We start from the raw sequence: 20,718 nt of genomic DNA, 5'->3' as shown, positions 1-20,718 counted from the left end.
GATCCGGCCTCGTGGCCGAACCGCCTCACCAATAACAATTCCGGGCGTGCGCCCCGGGGCTGGAGTCGATGTGGCTATTTCTGAACAACTGCCCGACGTCATCACGGACACGGGTGAGAAGGCTACCTCTCGCGCCAAGCGAGCCAATTCAAAGACCGGTGCGGACATGAAAGACGCCGCAGCCGGTCTTGCTGTTTCCGGCCCACGGACTGAATCCCAGCCAGCAGTCTCCACTTTCGTCATCGATACCTCCGTGCTGCTCTCCGACCCCCGCGCCCTGCTGCGGTTTGCGGAGCATGAGGTCGTTGTGCCGATCGTGGTGATCACCGAACTTGAAGGGAAGCGGCACGACCCCGAACTCGGCTACTTTGCACGGAAGGCGCTCCGGCTCCTTGATGATCTCCGCATCCAGCACGGCGGGCTGAACCGGCCCATCCCCCTGGGTGACGCGGGCGGTACGCTCATGATCGAGATGAACCACATCTCGGCCGAAGTCCTTCCGGCCGGATTCCGCGCAGGGGACAACGACAGCCGCATCCTCGCCGTCGCCAAGAACCTCTCCAACGAGGGGCGCAACGTCACCGTGGTGTCCAAGGACCTCCCCATGCGGGTGAAGGCCTCGGCCATGGGCCTGCTGGCCGACGAATACCGCAACGAGCTCGTCAAGGACTCCGGGTGGACCGGGGTGGCGGAGATCGATGCGAGCGACGAGGAAATCTCCACGCTCTACGGCCACGAGCCCGTCTTCATCCCGGCGGCCGCCGAGATGCCCGTCAACACCGGCCTCGTGGTGCTCTCCAGCCGCGGGTCCGCCCTGGGCCGGGTCGGCGCCGACAAACAGGTCCGCCTGGTCAGGGGCGACCGCGACATCTTCGGACTCCACGGACGCTCCGCGGAGCAGCGGCTCGCCATCGACCTGCTGATGGATCCGGCCGTGGGCATCGTGTCCATGGGCGGACGCGCAGGCACCGGCAAGTCAGCCCTCGCCCTGTGTGCCGGCCTGGAAGCGGTGCTGGAGCGCCGCGAGCACCGCAAGGTGATCGTCTTCCGTCCGCTGTTCGCCGTGGGCGGCCAGGAGCTCGGCTACCTGCCGGGCTCGGAGGCGGAAAAGATGAACCCCTGGGCGCAGGCGGTCTTCGACACCCTGGGCGCGCTCGTGAGCCAGGAAGTCGTGGAGGAGGTCATGGACCGCGGCATGCTGGAGGTCATGCCGCTGACCCACATCCGCGGCCGTTCCCTGCACGACGCCTTCGTGATCGTGGATGAGGCCCAGTCGCTGGAGAAGAACGTCCTGCTGACCGTCATGAGCCGGATCGGGCAGAACTCGAAGATCGTCCTCACCCACGACGTCGCACAGCGCGACAACCTCCGGGTCGGACGGCACGACGGCATCGCAGCCGTCGTCGAAACGCTCAAGGGCCACCCGCTCTTCGGCCACATCACCCTCACCCGCTCCGAACGCTCGCCCATCGCGGCGCTCGTCACGGACCTGCTCGAAGGGGCGTAGTTCGATGACGGCGGGGTGCCGTTGCCGCGCTGCTTCCACGGCAACGGCGCCCCGCCGCCCTAGTTGACTCCCAGGAGGAACTTCGCCGTCGGTTCGTGACCTTCCACCCGCAACTGCCAGTCGGGGCGGTTGAAGGTTTCCGGCGTGAGGCGCACCCGCTGGACCGTTTCCGGCTTGCCGGCCCAGGACATGCGGGTGACACCGTTCAGTTCGTAGCCGAGAGCGCGGGAGACGCCCAGCGATGCGGCGTTCCAGTGTGCCGCGTCGGATTCGCACACCTCAGCGCCGAGCCAGTCGAAGGCGTAAAGCGCGACGGCGGCCCGCATCTCCTTGCCGAAGCCGCGCCCCTGGGCGCTTCTCCGCAGCCATGATCCGGTGGTGACGGTGCGGAGGATGGAAAAGTCCCGCGCTGCCATGTCCTGGCAGCCGAGGAAGGTGCCGTCGTGCCAGATGCCCAGTGCCAGAGTCCAGGACTCCGGCGTGGAGGCGGCGCGGCACTGCCAGTACCAGCGGGCCATGGTGGGGCCGAGCTCCTCGGCGGGCACCGCGGTCCAGGGCGTGCTGAACGGGTTCCGGCCCTGGTCGTGGATGCCGCTGGCCGCCGCTTCAACGGCCTTGGGGATGTCGTCGTCGCGCAGGGGCCGCAGTGTGAGCCTGGGCGTGCTCAGGGTGAGGGCGAACGGAGGCCACACGGAGGTCAGCTCGGTCATGCCGGAAGCCTAACCGATCTGTGGGGAGCGCCCTTGCCGGCCGGGGGCTGCCGGCCGCCGGGCCGTCAGCCGGTGTGGTGCGACAGGCCGAGGGACAGCCGGGTGTTATCCGGTCCTTCCAGCACCAGGGCAACTGCCCGGTTGGGAAGCTCAAACACCATGGTGGCATCGGCTGAGTCACCTTGCCGCAGCTGCGCCTTCCCGGGTGCCGCCCACAGCGGACGGATGCTGCCGGCACCCAGCCCCGTCACCGCGAACTGTGACGTGTCCAGGCCGATGCCCTCGCCGTCCAGGGCCGTGAACTGCACCAGGATGCGCACCCGGTGGGTCCCCGCCGACGGGCCGGCGTCCAGCACCTGGACGCGCTCCGGCGGAAGCCAGCCGTCCTTTTCCAGCGGGACCACATCGCTGACCCGCGCCGTCCCGCCGGGAACCGCCGCGCTCGCACCCAGCGGCGTGCTGGCCTCCGGTTTGGCGGTGAGGAAGAGATATCCCAGCAGAAGTCCCAGGGCACAGAGCAGGGAGAGCGGGATCAGCAGCAGCTTCCTGCGGTGCCGGGAACGGGGCGACCCGGCGTCCCCCGCGTCGGTTGTCGAGACGTCTCGGGCCATGGCTGACATGGCACGAGTGTGCGGCGGCCAGGTTGGAGAAAACCTGCGCTGCACCCCGCATTCCGGGCGTCCCGGTCAGGCGCAGCCACCGGTCACGCAGGGTTGGGACGCAGCGGCCACGGGATGTGCTCGCGCACGTCTGTGAGGTTCATCGGCTGCGCCACGAAAAGATCGTCCAGCATGTACTCGTCCACGGCCAGGATCCGGATGCGGTGCCCGGGAAGCTGCCCGCCGCCGTCGAGCGGTTCGGCGGCCACGCACACACCGGTGCCGGCATCAACGCGGATCCTGGTCCGGCCCGGGCCGCAGAGGGGCGTTGCCGAATCCAGCGGACGGTAACCGGGGTTCGGGGACACCACGGTTTCCAGCGCCGTACGGCCCTCGTGCGTCACCTCCTGGACGGGCTCCAGCACTTCGACGGCGTTGGCGTTGGGGAACTCCAGGGGCACCGGGGCATTGCCCGCCAGCTCCACCGGATCCAGCGCGGCAGCGAAGCGGCCGTTTCCGAAGGAGGGTTCCCCGTAGGCGGCCTCCGGGCGGCGGCGCACCAGCCCGCCGTCGTCATAGACCGGCGTGACCAGGTGCGCAGGAAGAAGCCAGGACTTCCGGGTGGCGCTGATGTACAGGCCGTCGCGGGAATCGTTGATGCCTGTGGTGCTGCCGAGCAGGGTGCCGTCGGCGGACTCCAGGCGGAGGGCGCCGGGACGGCGCAGCCAGGCGCGGACCATGTCAGTGGCGGGAGGTCCGCTGCCCGGAGTTTCGGTGTATTCGAAGCGCAGGGACTGCCATTTCCACGGGGACGAGCGGCAAAGATTGCGAAAGGAGGCAGCCGATGTGGGCGGAGCATCGCCGCCATGTTCCTGCGCGTGTTTGGCGTCCCAGGTCACCATATCCACAGTTTACGCGCGGCCCCCAGCGCCGGGACGGGCAATCCAGTAGCATCCGAGGGTGATCCAACGACTGGGGGAACTCTGGGAAGCCGCACCCGCCGCATTCTGGCTGGTGCTCGCCGCGTGCGCCTACTTTGCCGTAATGGCGGTGCGGCTCACGGTGATCGACGTCCGGCACCACCTGCTGCCGAACCGGATCGTCTTCCCCTCCTATGCCGTGGCCGGCGCGCTGCTGCTGGGCGCGGTGCTGACCCTCGCCGTCGGTGATCCGTCCGGAGTGCCCGACGGCGGGGCCCGCCTTTTCGGCGTCCCGGCGCTGCGGATCCTGGCCGGGGGAGCGGTGCTGTGGCTGTTCTACTTCCTGCTGCGGCTGGTGTACCCGCCCGGCATGGGGTTCGGTGATGTGAAACTCGCCGGTGTCCTCGGGCTGTACCTGGGTTACCTGGGCTGGCCGCATGTGTTTGCGGGGACGTTCGCCGCGTTCCTGCTCGGCGGCCTCTGGAGCATCGGCGTGCTGGCGCTGCGGCGCGGGACGCTCAAGTCGGCCATTCCGTTCGGGCCGTTCATGCTGGCCGGCGCGGCCGTGGCGATGGTGCTGCTGCCCGCCTGACCTCCACCTCTGACCGAGCGCGAACGTACACTTGTGGCCCCACACCTGAGCGCGAACGGACAGTTGTGGCCCCACCTGGAAGCGCGAACGTACAGTTGTGGCCCCACCTGGAAGCGCGAACGTACAGTTGTGGCCCAAAAGAACGACGACGGCCGCCCGCCTTCGCGATGAAGGTGGGCGACCGCCGTCGTACTTTATTGGCGCCTCCGCAGAGGCGGTGGGGAGACCTAGGCCTTGTGGGCCGGGGCCGTCATGGTGGTGACGTCCAGGGCCTTGTCGAGATCCGCTTCGGAAACCTTGCCTTCGCCTTCGCCGACGAAGCCCAGCTTCTCGGTGGCCTGGCGGACGGTGAGACCCTCGGCCACCGCGGTCTTGGCGATCTTGGCTGCGTTTTCGTAACCGATGAACTTGTTCAGCGGGGTGACGATCGACGGCGAGGCCTCGGCGAGGAAGCGGGCGCGCTCCACGTTGGCGGTGATGCCGTCGATCATCTTGTCAGCCATGACGCGGCTGGTGTTGGCCAGCAGGCGGACGGACTCGAGCAGGTTCGCGGCCATCACCGGGATGCCGACGTTCAGCTCGAAGGCGCCGTTGGTGCCGGACCAGGCGATGGCGGTGTCGTTGCCGATGACCTGGGCGCAGACCATGATGGACGCCTCGCAGATGACGGGGTTGACCTTGCCCGGCATGATCGAGGAGCCCGGCTGCAGGTCCGGAATGGCGATTTCGCCGAGGCCGGTGTTGGGGCCGGAGCCCATCCAGCGCAGGTCATTGTTGATCTTCATGAAGGAGATGGCAATGTTGCGCAGCTGGCTGGAGGCCTCGATGAGGCCGTCGCGGTTGGCCTGAGCCTCGAAGTGGTCGCGTGCTTCGGTCAGCGGCAGGCCGGTGTCCGTGGCGAGCAGTTCGATGACGCGCTCCGGGAAGCCGGCCGGGGTGTTGATGCCGGTTCCCACGGCGGTGCCGCCGAGGGGAACTTCGGCGACGCGGGGGAGTGCGGCGTTGATGCGCTCGATGCCGTAGCGGACCTGCGCGGCGTAGCCGCCGAATTCCTGGCCCAGGGTGACCGGGGTGGCGTCCATGAGGTGCGTGCGGCCGGACTTGACGACGTCCTTGAACTCGACGGCCTTGCGCTCCAGTGATTCGGCGAGGTAGCCGAGGGCCGGAATGAGGTCGTTGATCAGGGCCGAGGTGGCTGCGACGTGGACGGAGGTGGGGAACACGTCGTTGGAGGACTGCGAGGCGTTGACGTGGTCGTTGGGGTGGACCACCTTGTCGCTGCCGGCGGCCTTCAGGGCGCGCGTTGCCAGCTCGGCGAGGACCTCGTTGGTGTTCATGTTCGAGGACGTGCCGGAGCCGGTCTGGAAAACGTCGATGGGGAAGTCGCCGTCGTACTTGCCCGTGGCCACCTCGTCGGCGGCGTCCGCGATCGCCTTGGCCAGCTCGCCGTCGAGCACACCCAGTTCAGCGTTGGCCTGGGCAGCGGCCTTCTTGACCCGGGCCAGCGCCTCAATGTGGGCACGTTCCAGGGTTTTTCCGGAGATCGGGAAGTTCTCGACTGCACGTTGCGTCTGCGCGCGGTACAGGGCGTTCACGGGGACGCGGACTTCGCCCATCGTGTCATGTTCAATACGGAACTCTTCAGTGGAAGTCATGGGGCTAGCTTAGGACGCCCGGGCGCCGCATCGAAAACCGTGAACGGCATGCTTCATGCGGCCCGCCCGGGCGTTTTCAGGCTGCTTTTAGAGGTCGCCGATTCCGGAAACAAGCTCCGCGTGGCCCTCGCCGAGGCTGTAGGAGAGGCCGATGACAGCTGTCCGGCCGGACTCGATTGCGTCCGAAATCACACGTGAGCTGTCCACGAGACGGTGTGAGGTCTGCTTGACGTGCTCCACCACCATGTCGTTGACCTCCGTCTGCTCATTGCGCAGGGAGGTGAGGACCGACGGCGTGATGCGCTCCACGAGGTCGCGGATGAAGCCCGCCGGCATCTGGCCGGTTTCGACGGCGTCCTTCGTGGCGCTGACGGCTCCGCAGCTGTCGTGGCCGAGCACCACGATCAGCGGCACGCCCAGCACACCGATGCTGTACTCGAGCGAGCCGAGTACGGCGTCGTCGATGACCTGGCCGGCGGTGCGGACAACGAAGACGTCACCGAGCCCGACGTCGAAAATGATCTCGGCGGCGAGCCGCGAGTCCGAGCAGCCGAAGATCACGGCGAAAGGGTGCTGGTTCTCCACGAGCGAGGACCGCCGTGAGGCGTCCTGGTTGGGGTGCGAGGATTCACCGGTGACGAAGCGTTCGTTGCCTTCGCGCAGACGGCGCCAGGCCAGGGCAGGGGTCAGGTAAGTGGTCACCGCCCCACCTTACGGCGCGGGGCTCGGCGAAGGGGAAACAATGACAGCAGGGTTACTTTCCAGGGATTTGACGACGGCGGCAGCCAGGACCGCGAACTCCTCCAGGTTGGCGTCTCCCGCCAGGACGACGGTTGAGCCGCGGTAGGCGAGCACCATGCTCTTCTCGCCCTTGCCGGTGTCGTGGAGCTCCCACTCCTTGCCCCCGGCATTGCGGGTGCCGGTGACGGGGGCGTTCTTGGTCTGCTGCAGGAGCCAGGTGGGGTTGGCCTTGCTGGTCTGGGTCAGGCCGATGAATTTTTCCTTGGGGGTGACGTACCCGACCTCCCAGGCCGCGACTCCGGTGCCGCTGCCAGCAGCCCAGCGGGCGTAGTTCGGGCGGAATGTGTCGCCCGGCGCGGGGGCCACAGGTGTGAATCCCGCCACACCCTTGGCGTTGGTGGCCACGGCGCTGACATCGATATTGGGGCGGTAGCCGTCCGACTTCGGGGACGGGTTCATGAGGACGATAGGCAGGAACGCCGCGACGCTCACCACGAGGGCGATGATCATTCCGATTACCGAGGCATTGGCCCGCTTCGCAGCAGCCGCGGCGATTACGGGCTTGACGGGCTGGCTGGCCGGCGCCGGGGAGGGGTTGGGAGCCTGACCTTGGCTCGAGGGGGTGGACTGGTCCTGCGTATCACTCACCCTTCTATAGTCGCGCATGCGGGGTCCGAACTCACATTCGAAGCCCGGGGGGTGAGGCCAGCCGTCCGTTACGGGGTGCGGTCATCCGCCGCCGGAGAGCCCGCGCCACGACTATGATCAGTTACAGAGGAATCACCGCGATGGTCTACTCAGGCCTCGCGGGTTCAATGATCGCCACTCGAAGAAGAGGTTCACGTGTCATCAGCGTCCATCAGCCAGAAGTACTCAACGCTTTCTCCGTCGCTCGCCGTCGGAACCGACGAGCCGGACCGCAACCTCGCCCTTGAACTCGTCCGCGTTACCGAAGCCGCCGCCATCGCCGGTGGCCACTGGGTGGGATTCGGCGACAAGAACAAGGCGGACGGTGCCGCCGTCGACGCCATGCGTTCCTTCCTTCAGACGGTGCACTTCAACGGCGTCGTGGTCATCGGCGAAGGCGAAAAGGACGAGGCCCCGATGCTGTTCAACGGCGAACAGGTGGGTGACGGCACCGGCCCCGAGTGCGATGTCGCCGTCGATCCCATCGACGGAACCCGCCTGACCGCCCTCGGCATCAACAACGCGCTGGCAGTCCTGGCCGTCGCTGAGCGCGGCTCCATGTTCGACCCCTCCGCCGTGTTCTACATGGAGAAGCTGGTCACCGGTCCCGAGGCCGCAGACATGGTGGACCTGCGCCTGCCGGTCAAGCAGAACCTGCACCTGATCGCCAAGGCCAAGGGCGTGAAGGTCAACCAGCTCAACGTCATGATCCTGGACCGTGACCGCCACCGCCCGCTGGTGGAGGAGATCCGCGAAGCCGGCGCGCGCACCAAGTTCATCATGGACGGCGACGTCGCAGGTGCCATCGCGGCTGCCCGCTCCGGCACCGGCGTGGACGCCCTCATGGGCATCGGCGGCACCCCGGAAGGCATCGTGGCGGCCTGTGCCATCAAGTCCCTCGGCGGCGTGATCCAGGGCCGGCTGTGGCCCACGAGCGACGACGAGAAGCAGAAGGCGATCGACGCCGGCCACGACCTCGAGCGGGTCCTGTCCACCAACGACCTCGTCACCAGCGACAACTGCTACTTCGCCGCCACCGGCATCACCGACGGCGACCTCCTCCGCGGCGTCCGGTACAACAAGGAGAAGGTCATGACGCAGTCGATCGTCATGCGCTCCAAGTCCGGCACCATCCGCTTCGTGGACGGCGAGCACCAGGCCAGCAAGTGGGAAGGCTACGCCCGCAAGAGCTAGCCCCCCTTCCAGCGCGAACGTACAGTTGTGGCCCCATTTCCAATCGGATTTGGGGCCACAACTGTACGTTCGCGCTTTCCTCACGGGGCGGAGCCCCAGGTTCCTGATGCCTGGCGCCGCAGCAGCCCCTGCAATGTTGCCCTGACCTTTTCGACGACGAACGGCTTATCGCCGTCGAGATCGTCCTTGAAAATTCGGAGTTCGGTCCACCCCAGGCGCTCCGTGACTTCCTGGCGTTTCCTGTCACGTGCCGCCTGTACTGGATCCGAATGATGCCCGCCGTCATATTGCAGCGCCAGACGGTGTTCCGGATAGGCAGCGTCCGGCCAGACCGCAGGCTGACCCCAGGAGTTGCGGATGACATGGTTCAGAACCGGCTCGCCGAGCTTGGTGCGGGCAAGAATGAGCCTCATTTTGGTCTCTTGGGGTGAATCGGCTCCAACGCGTATTTCTGGAAGGGCGAGCCGCGCCGTCTTAATTCCCCGCATGCCAGGATGCGAAGCCACCATGCGGTGCAGGTCGTAAATCGTTGTCAGGGGAGTTCGCGGTACCGGGAAGTCGGATCCGTGGGCAAGCACCGCCGAATCACCTGTCAACGGCAGCCTAGAAATGACCGGTGGCGGCATGTTGGTTTGCCCGTTGGCGGCAGGTGATTGACCGGTGGCGGCAAGTATTTTTGGACAGCGTCAGGTGCCCCGGGCGTGCCGGGTTGGTGGGGGCGCCTGACCGGTTTTGGGTTAGTTCATGGGGCGGGTTCCTTTCCCGTTTTGGGCTTGCATGAGCCGGACGGACTCGCCGCTGGTTTGGCAGAGGTGGGCGTGGTGCATGAGCCGGTCCACGGTTGCGGTGGCGATGGTTTTGGGCATGAGCTCGTCGAATCCGGAGGGGTGGATGTTCGAGCTGATCGCCAGGGAGCGTTTCTCGTAGGAGGCCTCGACGACGCGGTAGAAGCCCTCGGCGGCGTCGGCAGAAACCGGCAAGAGGCCTATGTCGTCAATGCAGATCAGGTCGACGTTGGTGGCCCGGGTGATGGCTTTGTTGACGCTGTCATCGATGCGGTGCCGGCGGACAAGGGCGCCGAGGTCTTCCATGCTGAGCCAGGACACGGACATGCCTTGGTCGATGGCTTGCTGGCCGAGCGCTTCCAGGAGCAGGGTCTTGCCGGTGCCGGAGGGCCCGCAGGCAATCAGGTTTTCACGCCGCCGGACCCATTCCAGGGTCCGCAGAAACGATGTTGTTGCCGGCGGGAGGGTGGAGAGGGCTTCGTCCCAGACGTCGAAGGTCTTCCCGGTGGGGAAGCCGGCGCGTTTGCGGCGGGTGGCGAGCATCGAGGCGTTCCGGCCGGTGGCTTCGGCTTCGAGCAGGACGCGCACGACTTCGGTGGGGTCCCAGCGTTGGGCTTTCGCGGTGGCCAGGACGTCGGCGACGACAGCGCGGGCGTGCGGCATCCGGGTGGTGCGCATCAGCGCGATCACGTTCTCTACGGACGTGTCGGCCAGGGGCGGGGTCATGGTGTTAGTGCTCATCGATGGCTCCTTCAAGGTCTTCGTCACTGGTGGCGGCGATGGGTGTGGTGCCGAAGCTGGCCCATGCGCTGGTGCCCTGGCTCAACCACCGGTCCTGGTCTGTGACGGTGTGGGTGGTGCTGGTTGTGTGGCCTGCCGCGCTGCCGGTGTTGACGATGGAGAGCAGGTCCTCGTGGGTGAAGCGCTGATGCACTGCTGCCGCGCCGAGGCCTTTGTCGACCTCGTCGGCGCCGAGGACCTTGGCCAGGGTGACGGCGCGTTCCATTTTGTGCCTGATCTTCTGGGTTCCGGCGGCGGCGGCTTCCTTGAGCCAAAGCGCGGCGCCGGCGCCGAGGGCCAGGAATTCTTCCTCGGCAGTGTTCGTCGGGCGGATCACCCGCTCCAGGGCGCCGGCGGGGGCGGGCGGGAAGTGGTCGTCGATAATCGCGGGGGTTCCGGGACGGGTGAGCTTGTGGCGTGCGACCTCGACCGGTCCGGTCGCATCTACGTGGACGATGATCACTTCGGTGTCGGTGCCGCGCACCCACACCATCTGCCCCATCAGGGTGTGCGGGACCGAATACCGGGACTGGGCGAAGGTGATCATGGGCGTGTTCGGCGGAACCTGACGGGTCTGGCCGAAACTCGCGGTCACCGGGGTCGCCGGGACCGGATGCAACCTGGGGCCTTCGATCACCTGCAGCATGTCCTTCGGGATCTCCAACGTGGCCCGGTGCACCCGCGAGTTCACCTCCTCCATGAATGCCTCACATGCAGCCTCCAGCTCGCCGAACGACCGGTATTCGGGCAGCAGGTTGGTGTCTTTGGGGACGAGATCGGCCTTGGCGATCTTGACCGCATTCTCCACCCCGCCCTTGGAGGCAGGGTCTGCCGGCAGGCAGGTCTGCAACGACGTCGAGTAATGCCTGGTGAACGCCACGATCTGGTGGTTGCGGACAGGGATCCCGGCGACGTGCTCGACCGTGACGGTCTTCTCGTTATCGGTCAAAATGTAGGTCGGAACCCCGCCGATCAGGCGGAAGGTCCGGTCGAGGGCGGCGAACACACTCGGCATGGTCTTATCCCGCAACGCGATCACGACCCGGAACCGTGAGAAGGCCAGCCAGGCCACGAACAAAACCGTCTTCACACCACCAACGACGGGCCCGTCGCCGTAGTCATACTCGAGCCAGAGACCCGGCTCCGGCGTCCACGGCCGGTGCACCCGCACGCTCCGGGCCCGGTATTTCGCCTTCAACTCAGCAAGAGTGGTCCTGGTCGTCCGCTCACACCCGGTGAACCCCAAAGCCCGGAGCTTCTCATGCACGACATCCCCGCGGATCTTTCCGCGGGACTGCTCAACCCAAGAGATCATCTGAGGCAGGAACGGGTCGGTCATCCGGCCGCGTTGCCGGGCCACCGGCGCCTGCGCGCCTTCCTGACGGGCTTTCACGTAAGAGCGCACCGTGTTGTGTGAGACGCCGCAGATTTTCGCGGCATCCCGGTATGACCGGGTCAGATCGTAAGCAGCTAATATTTCCATGAACTCTCCTGGAGACTTCACAACGAGCCCCCTCCTTCCCGCAACGGGTGAAATACACGATTGGCATCGCCATTTCACCGCGGAAGGAAGGGGCTCTCCCCGTAACGACACGAGGGATGGACAAGAGGAATCCCAGCACGCCCAGCCACCCACGGGTGGCCCGCTACTGTCCAAAAATGCTTGCCGCCACTGGTCAAAACCACTGCCGCGAACGGTCAATCAAATTTGCCGTCTCCGGTCAGTTTAAAGTTGCCGCTTACAATCACCCGCTGCGATCAGTTCGTCAACGTTGAGCAGGCCCGCGAGGTCAAGCCACGTCCTTGCCGGCGAGGTGACCCGGACGCCGTCGTGGATCACCACCTCGCCGGGTTTGAAAGTCATGCGGTGACCAACGACGTTTCGCCGCCTCGGCTTGCTGGCATCTCTCTCGCGCGCGACGTGGATTCTCCAGTCCTCCTGCATCCATGCCGGAAGGCCATAACCCCAGATCCGCGCCCCGGAGTGGTGGGTGAGGGTGGAAGCGTCATCGAGAGCGGAATAGGCGCGCAAGTTAGCGGCTGTGGTGGCCTCTCCTCCGAGTGGAACCCGGATCCCGCGCGAAGGAATGGCCAAGTCCGGCTGGCGCTGGCGTTTCCGGGTTACACCACTCGCGGCAGCGTCCGAGGATGTGAATGATCCGGCGACCAAGTCCGGGGGCAGAGGTGAGAGACCCATGCTTCAGTGTCCAACGGGCAGGTGCGTCTCGGGAGGTTATCCACAGGCACAAACCAGGGAGCGCACGCGAACGTACACTTGTGGCCCCAGTTCGGCGGGAAATCGGGGCCACAAGTGTACGTTCGCGCTCCGGCGAGGGGCCACAAGTGTACGTTCGCGCTCCGGCGAGGGGCCACAAGTGTACGTTCGCGCTCCACCGAGGGGCCACAAGTGTACGTTCGCGCTCCGGCGCGGGGCCACAAGTGTACGTTCGCGCCCAGCGCGGTCAGGAGGAAGAGGGGCGCCGGATGAGGGACTTGATGCGGTCGCGGAGTTTGCGGGCCAGCTGGTAGGCCGCGTAGCGGGGCCGGTTGACGGGCAGGTCCCATGTTCCGGGGTACGCGATCTCGCGCCCCCCGAACGACTTTTTGAACGCGGTGAAACCTGCCCATTTGTGGTCGGGCTGGTCGGCCGGGGCCACGCCCCACAGGTCCACGTGCTTGAGGCCCTTTTCCTGGGCATCGGCCATCAGGGTCACCAGGAGGGGAATGCCCGCGCTGAGCTTGCGGTGGGTGTCGTCCATCGCGGCGTGGGCGTACGTCCGGGTGTCCGCGGAGTCGTACGCGAGTGCTGCCGCCACCGGGCCGCCGTGGAGGTCGGCGATGAACAGGGTCGCAGCGCCGGCCGGCATCAGGGACTCGGCCACCTGCGTCAGGTACTCGTCGCTTTGCGGTTTGAACCCGTTTCGCCGCGCCGTCATGTGCAGGAAATTCAGGAGGACCCGGATGTCTGCCGGATCCTGCGTGGCGCGGAACGTGACGCCCTTCTTGTGGATGTTCCGGTACAGGTTTCGGTTGACCGGCTTCATGTCGGCCAGGACCTCCTTGAAGTCCCGGTCCAGGTCCACGATCCAGCTCAGCTCGGGCTGCTGGTTCACCGGGGCAGGCTGCAGGCCCCGGCTCCGCAACTGGTCCGCGGCGCCGCCGGCATCGAGGCCGGCCGTCGCCGGCTCGATCCGGACAAAGACGGCGCCGCAGGACTTCGCCAGCCCGCGGAGGGCCGCCAGCGCCGCGTCAAAGGCCGCCACCGACTCCGCCACCGGCCCGTAGGGCGCGTACAGCACCTTGCCGGCCGGGTTCTTTTCCTCGATCGCCAGGAAGCTCCAGCCGGGCCCGGACTGCCGGTGCACCCGGCGTCCCAGCGACTTCTGGAAATCCTCCCAGGCTTTCGTTTGCAGGAAGTACTCCACAGTAATTTAGGTCCTCATGGATGTGGTCACGGCGAAGGCCACGGCGTTCTCCGTGGACCCGGACACCGGGTGGACATTGACAGGCTCGTCCGAGGCCGGCAGGAAGGCACTTGCCCCGCGGTCCAGCTGCAGGTCGCCCTTGGGCGAGTCCAGATACACCGAACCGGCGATGACGATGATCACCGCGGCGCCCGACTGCGCCAGCGGAACCGGCGAACCGTCCGGCTGCAGCTCGATCCGCTGGAGCTGGAACTCCCGGAACGGCGGACGGTACAGCTCCTGCCCAAGTTCGGTCGTCTCCCTCTGGAGCATGGGAAAGTCCACCGATTCGAACCTGATCGTGTTAAGCAACTCGGGAACGTCGATGAACTTGGGCGTCAGCCCGCCGCGGAGCACGTTGTCCGAGGACGCCATCACCTCCACGCCCAGCCCGTGCAGATAGGCGTGGACCTTGCCTGCTGGCAGGTAGGCGGCCTCCCCGGGTTCCAGGGACAGCCGGTTGAGCAGCAGGGAGATTAGCACGCCGGGATCGCCCGGGTACTCGCTGTTAAGGCTTAGCACCGTGGACAGTTCCCGCTGATAGGGCGCCATGGGCGCCCCGGCGGCCAGCACGTCGACCACCCGCGACGTCGCCTCCCGGACGTCCTCACCGCCCGCAATCAGCCGTTCAAACGCCGAACGAAGCGCTGCGGCCTCGTCGGGCTGCGAGAGGTCGTCAATCACCGCCTTCAGCACCTGCGGGACGCCGTCCCCCGGAAGCTCGAGGCAGCCGGCCAGGTGCAGAAAGATGTCCCGGGACTTTTCCGGGTCACGAAAGCCGCACAGCGACTCGAATGGTGTCAGCGCGAAAATCATCTCGGGCTTGTGGTTGTCGTCGTGGTAGTTCCGGTTCGCTGCGTTGGCCGGGATGCCGGCGGCGTTTTCGCGGGCGTAACCGGCACGGGCCTGCTCAAGGCTCGGGTGGACCTGCAGCGACAGCGGCTTCGCCGAGGCGAGGAGCTTGGCCAGGAACGGCAGCCGGGGACCGAATTCGGCCACCGAAGCTGCCCCCAGAAAGTGTTCCGGGTCCTCAGCGATGAGTGCGTCCAGCGGCGTCGTTGTGCCGTCCGGCCGGGTGGCCACCGACGGCGAGTCAGGATGCGCCCCGATCCACAGCTCGGCCTCCGGACCGCCGGACTCCGGCCGGCCCAGCAGGCCGGCGATCGCCGTCGTCGATCCCCACGCATACGGACGCAGGATATTTTCTATCTGGTACATGCCTGGTGTTCCCCCTCTTTTGCTGTACGTGTTGTTCAAAGCGGTGCGCACTGGCCGTTCGTGGCCACCAGGTCGCGGATGGCCTGTTCGTTGCCCTCACGCTTGAACTGGTTCAGCATTTCTTCCGTGATCGGTTCGCCCTCCGGGGTGGTGGTCACCGGAGTGAAGTCCGACGGCGACGACGGTGCCGGCGCCGGGGTGGTGGCCGGAAGACCCGCCAGGGGGCCCACGGCGGAAAGCCCGTTGCCGGGCAGCGAGCCCGGCTGCAGCACGGTGTCGGCCGGTGCGGTGCCATCCGGTACCGTACCGGCCGGTGCCGCGGCCGGCGACGATTCGGAGCTGGCGGAAGCGAGGAGCTTCTGGACCCGGTCATGGATGATATCGAAGTCAGGCACCGTGGAGAAGGACGCGTCGAAGTCCGGCGGCCCGATGGTGAGCCGCTTGATGTCCTTGCCCTTGGCCTTCATGGCGAGGTCCACGAAACTTCCGAGCTGACTGGAGGAAATGTTGGAGTCAACCACCTTGGTGCCGGCGTTGGCGATGTCCTCGAACTTGGCCAGCAGGGTGGCGGGGTCAAGCTGCTTCAGCATGGCCTGCTGGACGCACTGCTGGCGCTGGATCCGGGCGTAGTCGTCCACGAATTCGCGGGAGCGGCCGTACCAGAGGGCGTGGTAGCCGTCGAGCTTCTGTTCGCCGGCGGGAATCCAGCCCAGGGGCATGCCGTGGATGCCGTTGGCCTCGTCGACCATGTCGCCGCTGATGGGAACCCAGCCGCCTGCCTTGATCCGGATGCCGCCCATCGCGTCAATCAGCTTGGCGAACCCGTCCATGTCCACCAGCACGTACGCCTGAACGGTGATGCCGAGTGTGCCGGACACCGCTTCCAGCGTGGCCTGCGCGCCGGGGTCTGCAATGCCCGGGTACAGGTCCTTGTGCTCGTTGGTGACCTCGGTGTTGATGGCGTTGATGAGGCACTCGTCCCCGCAGTTGTAGCCGTCGGGATAGACCTGCAGCATGGGCGAGCCCTCGCTGAACCGCGCGTTCTGCAGGTTCCGCGGCACGGAGATGATGGCCGTCTGGCCGGTTTCGGCATCAACGCTCAGCACGGACAGGCTGTCCGGCCGGCGCCCGGTGCGGTCCGCCCCGGCGTCGCCGCCCATCATGAGGAAGTTGTAGCGCCCGTCCACCGGGTCGATGGCCGGTCCGGCGTTGAAGATGCTTCCGATCGCGTTTCGGCTCACGTTGAGCAGGTAGGCGGCGTAGCCCAGCGATCCGCTGCTGGCCACCATGGCCAGGACAAGCGCAATCACGACGGCGGGACGCGTCCGGGCGGGCAGCAGCACCGGCCGGATGAGCCGCAGGGTGTTGATGAACAGCACCAGCCAGCCCACCGCCAGGGCGGTAAGGACCAGGATGATGAGCAGCGAGGCCACCGGATTGGTGATGATGTTGATCAGCAGGGTCCGGTTGATGAACAGCAGTACCAGGGCCAGGACGGCGAGCAGCCAGGCGCTGAGCGTCACGCGCAGGGCGGTCCGGCCAAGCTTGCGGTCCCCGGCCACGATCTGGGCGCTGCCGGGCACCAGCAGCGTGAGCAGGATCAGCAGGAACGCACGCTTGGTGCGGACAGGTTCAGTAGCGCTCGACGGGTTGCGGACGGGATCCGTCAGGAGGCCCTGGGACGGCAGTTCGGTGTTGGACATGGCAGATCCCTATCGGCTGCTCCGGAGAGCCACGTTTGTCTCGGAGAAGACCTCGTTGACTTTCTGGCGCAGGTTGGCGCCCTTCCGGCTCGCCACATCGTTCAGTTCCTGGGCAAACTCCAGAAGCTGCGTGCGGAGGCGGGCGGAGAGGTCGTCCGTGCCGGAGGCCAGCATGCGGACCGCGAGCAGGCCCGCGTTCCGTGCCCCCGCGATGGAGACCGTGGCCACCGGTACGCCGGCCGGCATCTGCACGATGGAGAGCAGGGAATCCATGCCGTCCAGGGTCTTGAGCGGCACCGGAACACCGATCACCGGCAGGGGAGTGACCGACGCCAGCATGCCCGGCAGGTGGGCGGCACCGCCGGCGCCGGCAATGATCACACGCAGGCCGCGCTCGTGCGCGGTCTGTCCGTACCGGATCATCTCGGTGGGCATGCGGTGGGCGGAGACAACATCCGCCTCGAACGGAATGCCGAACTCGGCCAGGGCGTCAGCCGCGGCTTCCATGACGGGCCAGTCCGAGTCCGACCCCATGACGAGGCCTACAAGCGGGGAGGGGCCGCCGGCTTCCGGTGCAGCAGCGGATTCGGGGCTCATGGGGTCTCCTCGGTGGTGCCTGTTGCCGTGGCCGGCAGTTTGCCGTCACGGATGATGTTAGCCACGGTGGTGGCGCGCTGCCGGAGGGAGTCAACATCCGCAGCGGATGCGCCCACCAGGTTGACATGGCCGATCTTTCGGCCGGGCCGCACGGACTTGCCGTAGCAGTGGATCTTGGCGGCCGGTTCCGTCGCCAGGGCGGCCGGGAAAGCGGAGAAGAGGTCCTGGTTGTCGCCGCCCAGGAAGTTCTTCATCACGGCGACCTGGCCCAGCACGTCAGTCGCACCGAGCGGCAGGTTCAGAACCGCGCGGAGGTGCTGTTCGAACTGGCTGGTGACGGAGCCGTCCTGCGTCCAGTGGCCGGTGTTGTGGGGCCGCATCGCCAGTTCGTTGATCAGGAAGCCGGCGCCGCTGCCGGGCGTCTCGAACATCTCCACGGCCATGACGCCCGTGACGCCGAGTTCATTGGCGATCCGGAGTGCAGCGTCCTCGGCGGCCGCGGCGACCTCAACGGAGATGTTCTGTGCCGGTGCGATCACTTCGTCGCAGACGCCGTCCACCTGGATGGTGTGAACCACGGGCCAGGCGCGGGACGCCCCGTCCGGCGTGCGGGCAACCAGCGCGGAGAGCTCTCGGCTGAACTCCACCTTGGCTTCGGCGAGGAGCGGGCTCATCGCCTCGAACCAGTCGGCGGTCTCTGCGGCTTCCTCAGGCGAGCCCACGATGCGCACCCCCTTACCGTCGTAGCCGCCCCGCGGGGTCTTGAGCACCACCGGCCAGCCGATCCGGTCGCCGAAGCTGACCAGTGCGGCGACGTTGTCCACCGCGGCCCACTCGGGGTTGGGCAGTTCGAGCCGGTCGATGGCCGCGCGCATGACCAGTTTGTCCTGGGCGTTGACCAGCGCCTCCGGGCGGGGCTGGACGTTCACCCCGGCTTCAATCAGGGAATAGAGGTGGTCGCCCGGGACGTGCTCGTGGTCAAAGGTCATCACATCCAGGCCCCTGGAGAATTCCATCAGGGCATCGAGATCCTTGTAGTCGCCCACGGGGGCATTGGGGACAGCGGAGACCGCGGACACGTCTTCGCCTTCAACCAAAATACGGAGTTCAAAGCCCAGGGCAGTGGCGGCCGGGGCCATCATGCGCGCAAGCTGGCCGCCGCCAACCACGCCGATTACTGGAAAAGTCACATGTTCCAGCCTACCGAACAGGAGCGCTGTTGCTGTCTTTCACGGCGATGAAGCTCCCTGAGCCGCCGCATTATGGCGGCGAAGCAGCTGATGGGGAGGGCCAGGGAGGGCCCGCTTTTGGGGATACTCCCGGGAAACGGGGCTAAAATGGGAGCTTGGCCCCAACGGCCCCCACTATTCAGACGGCCACGGAGGGTCATGATTAACACACTTGCAGAGCGCATCCGGGGACTCGCCTCGCTTTTCTGGCGCGAGGTGGCGAAGTTCGGTGCCGTGGGCGGTGTGGCGTTTGTCATTGACAACGGGCTGACGTACTACCTGATGCACGGACCCATGACGGACAGCGAGGCCAAGGCCCGCTTCGTGGGCGCCAGCGTTGCCACCGTATTTTCCTGGATCGCCAACCGCCTGTGGACGTTCCGGCACCGCCGCCAGGCCAACGTCCTGCGTGAATTCCTGATGTTCATCCTGATTAACGGCATCGGGATCGGCATCTCCACCGGGTTCACGGCGCTGGCGAAGTACTCCTTGGGCGTCACGGACAAGAACATGCTCTTTGCCGCAGGCGTCGTGGGCATTCTGGTGGCCACGGTGGTCCGCTTCTTTGCCTACCGGTTCCTCGTGTTTAACCAGGAACTGGACCAGGAGCCGGAGTTCTCACACGACCACGAGATCATCGAGGTGCACCACCACTCTGCCCAGCCGGCGGAGCCGGTCCTGGAACCTGGCATGAACGACCCCGAGCGGCCAGTCAGGCCCAGCTAGCAGCTCAGTCGCCGTGGATGCGCTCGGCCGAGAGAAGCTTCTCTGTCAGCTCCACGTCGCCGTGGACCAGGACCACCGAGCCATCGTTTTTCCACACGCCGAGGGCGTTGGCCAGCGCCGCCTCAAGGCCGTCGGCGGCACGCACCAGGAGCCTCGCACTGGGCTCGTGACCCGCCGCAAACTCCGCCAGCAGGGCTTCGTGCAGGACGGCCCCACCGTTCGAGCTGCGGACCGCGGAGGAGCCCGGATCGGGATCGTTGTGGGCCATGAAAACGTCACCGTGTGAGCGGACCTCCGCGGCGTAGTCGAGGACCCCGGCGGGCAAATCACCGGGCCACCGCATCGCCAGGGCCGGCAGCGAAACGGCAACGACGGCGTCGAACCTGTCCTCCACCCTGTCCGGCTCGGAGGTGGCGAGCAGGTCGGCGTCGCCGGAATCCAGCACCACCTCCATGCCCAGCTGCCACGCGGCGAGGGCCCAGATAATCGACTTCCAGTGCGCGGGCAGATCCAGCCGCAGCCGCATTCCCGGTTCGGCGTCGAGTTCGTCCTGCAGCAGGTTGCTGGTCTTCGCGACCCAGTTGTCCAGCACTCGGCCGGAGAGTTCCACCCGCTCGTCGTCAGGCCCGTACCAGGTCAGGCGGGGCGAGGTGGAGTGGCCCGAGCGCAGGGCCGTCATCAGATCAGTGGCCGGGATGTTCATGGCTTCATCTTGCCATGCCTTATCGCGTGATCTCCGGCACAACATTTTGTAACATCGTTTGCCTTAACGTCCCGGGCGGCAGCAAAATTGGCGAAATTGCACGCGCGCGGAACCTGATACTAAGCTTGCTGTCAAATTCGGGGCGGCTTCCGTCCTGCTGACGAAAAAAATTCCCGGGCGTGGCGCGCCTGCTGATCGGCCCGGGCATTGATTATTATTCCGTCGCGGCTTGACTCCCCACTACTTACACACGTGTAATTAGGTATTGAAAAGCCGCGGCGAACACTCAGGAACACCAAGTAGTCTCCTGATCGTCGGGCCGGGGGCCGCACTACTCAGGAGGGGACGCCATGGGGCAAGCGGAGCGTATTGATGATGCTGTAGTGGCCGGCCAGGCCACAGCAAAGTACCGGTCTCGGGGGGTGCCCAGTGACTGGTACGTGGATCCGGCCGACCCGGACGCCGCAGAGCGGTACAACGTGGGCACGTCTGCCTCTTTGCAGGATCAGGCCACGGCCTTCCTCGCCCAACACGAGGCGCTCCAGAATGAGTCCCTCCTGGCCGGGCGGCCGGAGCAGGACGAGGACGATCTCGATCCCCCCATGGAGATCCGGAACCCGGAGCCCACCACGCTGGCCCAGCCAGTGTGGATTGGATTGCCGCTGGGACAGGATTTCGACGACGAAGGCGAGCTCGGGTGGCAGACCGATGCCCTGTGCGCCCAGACCGATCCGGAGGCCTTCTTTCCGGAAAAGGGCGGTTCCACCAGGGACGCCAAGAAAGTCTGCGGAGCATGCAGCGTACGGTCGCAGTGCCTGGAGTATGCATTGTCGAATGACGAACGGTTCGGGATTTGGGGTGGCCTCTCCGAGCGTGAGCGCCGACGGCTGAGGAAGCGAGCGGTCTAA

21 protein-coding genes are annotated in these 20,718 nt (G+C 66.4%); 5 read left to right on the top strand and 16 right to left on the bottom strand.

The features are described from left to right. Window positions 1–70 precede the first annotated feature (70 nt). A complete protein-coding gene (locus BWQ92_RS03925; RefSeq protein ID WP_076798381.1) occupies window positions 71–1,507 on the top strand; it encodes a PhoH family protein in 1,437 nt (478 codons plus the stop codon). A gap of 59 nt (window positions 1,508–1,566) precedes the next feature. On the opposite strand, the gene BWQ92_RS03920 is transcribed toward BWQ92_RS03925, so the two are convergent. The 3 genes from BWQ92_RS03920 to BWQ92_RS03910 form a co-directional block, all read right to left on the bottom strand. Next, a complete protein-coding gene (locus BWQ92_RS03920; protein ID WP_076798380.1) occupies window positions 1,567–2,217 on the bottom strand; it encodes a GNAT family N-acetyltransferase in 651 nt (216 codons plus the stop codon). A 65-nt stretch (window positions 2,218–2,282) separates the two neighbouring features. Further along, complete coding sequence (locus BWQ92_RS03915) at window positions 2,283–2,837, bottom strand: hypothetical protein (RefSeq protein ID WP_236783096.1); 555 nt, start codon at window positions 2,835–2,837, stop codon at window positions 2,283–2,285. 83 nt (window positions 2,838–2,920) lie between these two features. Then, a complete protein-coding gene (locus tag BWQ92_RS03910) occupies window positions 2,921–3,718 on the bottom strand; it encodes a hypothetical protein (protein ID WP_076798379.1) in 798 nt (265 codons plus the stop codon). Window positions 3,719–3,776: 58 nt separating this feature from the next. Between BWQ92_RS03910 and BWQ92_RS03905 the strand changes: the two genes are divergently transcribed. Next, window positions 3,777–4,328: a prepilin peptidase gene (locus tag BWQ92_RS03905; RefSeq protein ID WP_076798378.1), complete on the top strand. Its 552-nt coding sequence runs from the start codon at window positions 3,777–3,779 to the stop codon at window positions 4,326–4,328. A 227-nt stretch (window positions 4,329–4,555) separates the two neighbouring features. Here BWQ92_RS03905 and BWQ92_RS03900 read toward each other — a convergent pair whose 3' ends face one another. The 3 genes from BWQ92_RS03900 to BWQ92_RS03890 form a co-directional block, all read right to left on the bottom strand. Then, window positions 4,556–5,983, bottom strand: coding sequence for a class II fumarate hydratase (locus BWQ92_RS03900; RefSeq protein WP_076798377.1), 1,428 nt, complete (start codon window positions 5,981–5,983; stop codon window positions 4,556–4,558). An 87-nt stretch (window positions 5,984–6,070) separates the two neighbouring features. Beyond that, complete coding sequence (locus BWQ92_RS03895) at window positions 6,071–6,685, bottom strand: carbonic anhydrase (RefSeq protein ID WP_076798376.1); 615 nt, start codon at window positions 6,683–6,685, stop codon at window positions 6,071–6,073. Window positions 6,686–6,694: 9 nt separating this feature from the next. After that, complete coding sequence (locus BWQ92_RS03890; protein WP_076798375.1) at window positions 6,695–7,390, bottom strand: DUF4245 domain-containing protein; 696 nt, start codon at window positions 7,388–7,390, stop codon at window positions 6,695–6,697. 192 nt (window positions 7,391–7,582) lie between these two features. On the opposite strand from BWQ92_RS03890, the gene glpX reads away from it, so the two are divergent. Continuing rightward, a complete protein-coding gene (gene glpX, locus BWQ92_RS03885) occupies window positions 7,583–8,605 on the top strand; it encodes a class II fructose-bisphosphatase (protein WP_377958804.1) in 1,023 nt (340 codons plus the stop codon). Window positions 8,606–8,685: 80 nt separating this feature from the next. Here the strand turns inward: glpX and BWQ92_RS23810 are convergent, their stop codons facing one another. From BWQ92_RS23810 to BWQ92_RS03840, 9 genes are all read right to left on the bottom strand, one after another. Further along, window positions 8,686–9,018, bottom strand: coding sequence for an endonuclease domain-containing protein (locus BWQ92_RS23810; RefSeq protein WP_076798373.1), 333 nt, complete (start codon window positions 9,016–9,018; stop codon window positions 8,686–8,688). Between the two features lie 324 nt (window positions 9,019–9,342). Beyond that, window positions 9,343–10,131 carry an ATP-binding protein gene (locus BWQ92_RS03875; protein ID WP_076797998.1) on the bottom strand — a complete coding sequence of 263 codons (789 nt, stop codon included), beginning with the start codon at window positions 10,129–10,131 and terminating at the stop codon, window positions 9,343–9,345. Next, a complete protein-coding gene (gene istA, locus BWQ92_RS03870) occupies window positions 10,121–11,674 on the bottom strand; it encodes an IS21 family transposase (RefSeq protein ID WP_076797999.1) in 1,554 nt (517 codons plus the stop codon). The genes BWQ92_RS03875 and istA overlap by 11 nt, the downstream gene beginning before the upstream one ends. A gap of 222 nt (window positions 11,675–11,896) precedes the next feature. Further along, window positions 11,897–12,034 (bottom strand): hypothetical protein, encoded by a 138-nt coding sequence (locus BWQ92_RS23430; protein WP_157365092.1) that lies wholly within the window; start codon window positions 12,032–12,034, stop codon window positions 11,897–11,899. Between the two features lie 598 nt (window positions 12,035–12,632). Beyond that, window positions 12,633–13,595 carry a lipid II:glycine glycyltransferase FemX gene (locus BWQ92_RS03860; RefSeq protein WP_076798371.1) on the bottom strand — a complete coding sequence of 321 codons (963 nt, stop codon included), beginning with the start codon at window positions 13,593–13,595 and terminating at the stop codon, window positions 12,633–12,635. A gap of 6 nt (window positions 13,596–13,601) precedes the next feature. Continuing rightward, entirely contained in the window at window positions 13,602–14,852 is a 1,251-nt protein-coding gene (gene manA / locus BWQ92_RS03855) for a mannose-6-phosphate isomerase, class I (RefSeq protein ID WP_076798370.1), read from the bottom strand. Window positions 14,853–14,887: 35 nt separating this feature from the next. Then, window positions 14,888–16,555 (bottom strand): LCP family protein, encoded by a 1,668-nt coding sequence (locus BWQ92_RS03850; RefSeq protein ID WP_076798369.1) that lies wholly within the window; start codon window positions 16,553–16,555, stop codon window positions 14,888–14,890. 9 nt (window positions 16,556–16,564) lie between these two features. Then, the gene (purE, locus tag BWQ92_RS03845) at window positions 16,565–17,152 is read right to left on the bottom strand and encodes a 5-(carboxyamino)imidazole ribonucleotide mutase (protein ID WP_076798368.1); all 588 of its coding nucleotides are present in this window, start codon (window positions 17,150–17,152) and stop codon (window positions 16,565–16,567) included. Next, window positions 17,149–18,342 carry a 5-(carboxyamino)imidazole ribonucleotide synthase gene (locus BWQ92_RS03840; RefSeq protein ID WP_076798367.1) on the bottom strand — a complete coding sequence of 398 codons (1,194 nt, stop codon included), beginning with the start codon at window positions 18,340–18,342 and terminating at the stop codon, window positions 17,149–17,151. The genes purE and BWQ92_RS03840 overlap by 4 nt, the downstream gene beginning before the upstream one ends. Before the next feature lie 198 nt (window positions 18,343–18,540). On the opposite strand from BWQ92_RS03840, the gene BWQ92_RS03835 reads away from it, so the two are divergent. Continuing rightward, window positions 18,541–19,107 (top strand): GtrA family protein, encoded by a 567-nt coding sequence (locus tag BWQ92_RS03835; protein ID WP_076798366.1) that lies wholly within the window; start codon window positions 18,541–18,543, stop codon window positions 19,105–19,107. 4 nt (window positions 19,108–19,111) lie between these two features. On the opposite strand, the gene BWQ92_RS03830 is transcribed toward BWQ92_RS03835, so the two are convergent. Beyond that, window positions 19,112–19,810: a TIGR03089 family protein gene (locus BWQ92_RS03830; protein ID WP_076798365.1), complete on the bottom strand. Its 699-nt coding sequence runs from the start codon at window positions 19,808–19,810 to the stop codon at window positions 19,112–19,114. 350 nt (window positions 19,811–20,160) lie between these two features. Between BWQ92_RS03830 and BWQ92_RS03825 the strand changes: the two genes are divergently transcribed. Continuing rightward, window positions 20,161–20,718 (top strand): WhiB family transcriptional regulator, encoded by a 558-nt coding sequence (locus tag BWQ92_RS03825; RefSeq protein WP_076798364.1) that lies wholly within the window; start codon window positions 20,161–20,163, stop codon window positions 20,716–20,718.

This window comes from Arthrobacter sp. QXT-31 (genome assembly GCF_001969265.1).
Taxonomy (GTDB): domain Bacteria; phylum Actinomycetota; class Actinomycetes; order Actinomycetales; family Micrococcaceae; genus Arthrobacter.
Note: the sequence above shows the minus strand (reverse complement) of the source record. Positions and strands in the feature narration are given on the sequence as shown.

Coding starts and splice junctions, on each gene's coding strand:
- BWQ92_RS03920 (WP_076798380.1), bottom strand. CDS start 2,217: ATGACCGAGCTGACCTCCGTGTGGCCTCCGTTCGCCCTCACCCTGAGC.
- BWQ92_RS03915 (WP_236783096.1), bottom strand. CDS start 2,837: ATGTCAGCCATGGCCCGAGACGTCTCGACAACCGACGCGGGGGACGCC.
- BWQ92_RS03910 (WP_076798379.1), bottom strand. CDS start 3,718: ATGGTGACCTGGGACGCCAAACACGCGCAGGAACATGGCGGCGATGCT.
- BWQ92_RS03900 (WP_076798377.1), bottom strand. CDS start 5,983: ATGACTTCCACTGAAGAGTTCCGTATTGAACATGACACGATGGGCGAA.
- BWQ92_RS03890 (WP_076798375.1), bottom strand. CDS start 7,390: ATGCGCGACTATAGAAGGGTGAGTGATACGCAGGACCAGTCCACCCCC.
- BWQ92_RS23810 (WP_076798373.1), bottom strand. CDS start 9,018: ATGAGGCTCATTCTTGCCCGCACCAAGCTCGGCGAGCCGGTTCTGAAC.
- BWQ92_RS03875 (WP_076797998.1), bottom strand. CDS start 10,131: ATGAGCACTAACACCATGACCCCGCCCCTGGCCGACACGTCCGTAGAG.
- BWQ92_RS23430 (WP_157365092.1), bottom strand. CDS start 12,034: ATGACTTTCAAACCCGGCGAGGTGGTGATCCACGACGGCGTCCGGGTC.
- manA (WP_076798370.1), bottom strand. CDS start 14,852: ATGTACCAGATAGAAAATATCCTGCGTCCGTATGCGTGGGGATCGACG.
- BWQ92_RS03850 (WP_076798369.1), bottom strand. CDS start 16,555: ATGTCCAACACCGAACTGCCGTCCCAGGGCCTCCTGACGGATCCCGTC.
- purE (WP_076798368.1), bottom strand. CDS start 17,152: ATGAGCCCCGAATCCGCTGCTGCACCGGAAGCCGGCGGCCCCTCCCCG.
- BWQ92_RS03835 (WP_076798366.1), top strand. CDS start 18,541: ATGATTAACACACTTGCAGAGCGCATCCGGGGACTCGCCTCGCTTTTC.
- BWQ92_RS03830 (WP_076798365.1), bottom strand. CDS start 19,810: ATGAACATCCCGGCCACTGATCTGATGACGGCCCTGCGCTCGGGCCAC.
- BWQ92_RS03825 (WP_076798364.1), top strand. CDS start 20,161: ATGGGGCAAGCGGAGCGTATTGATGATGCTGTAGTGGCCGGCCAGGCC.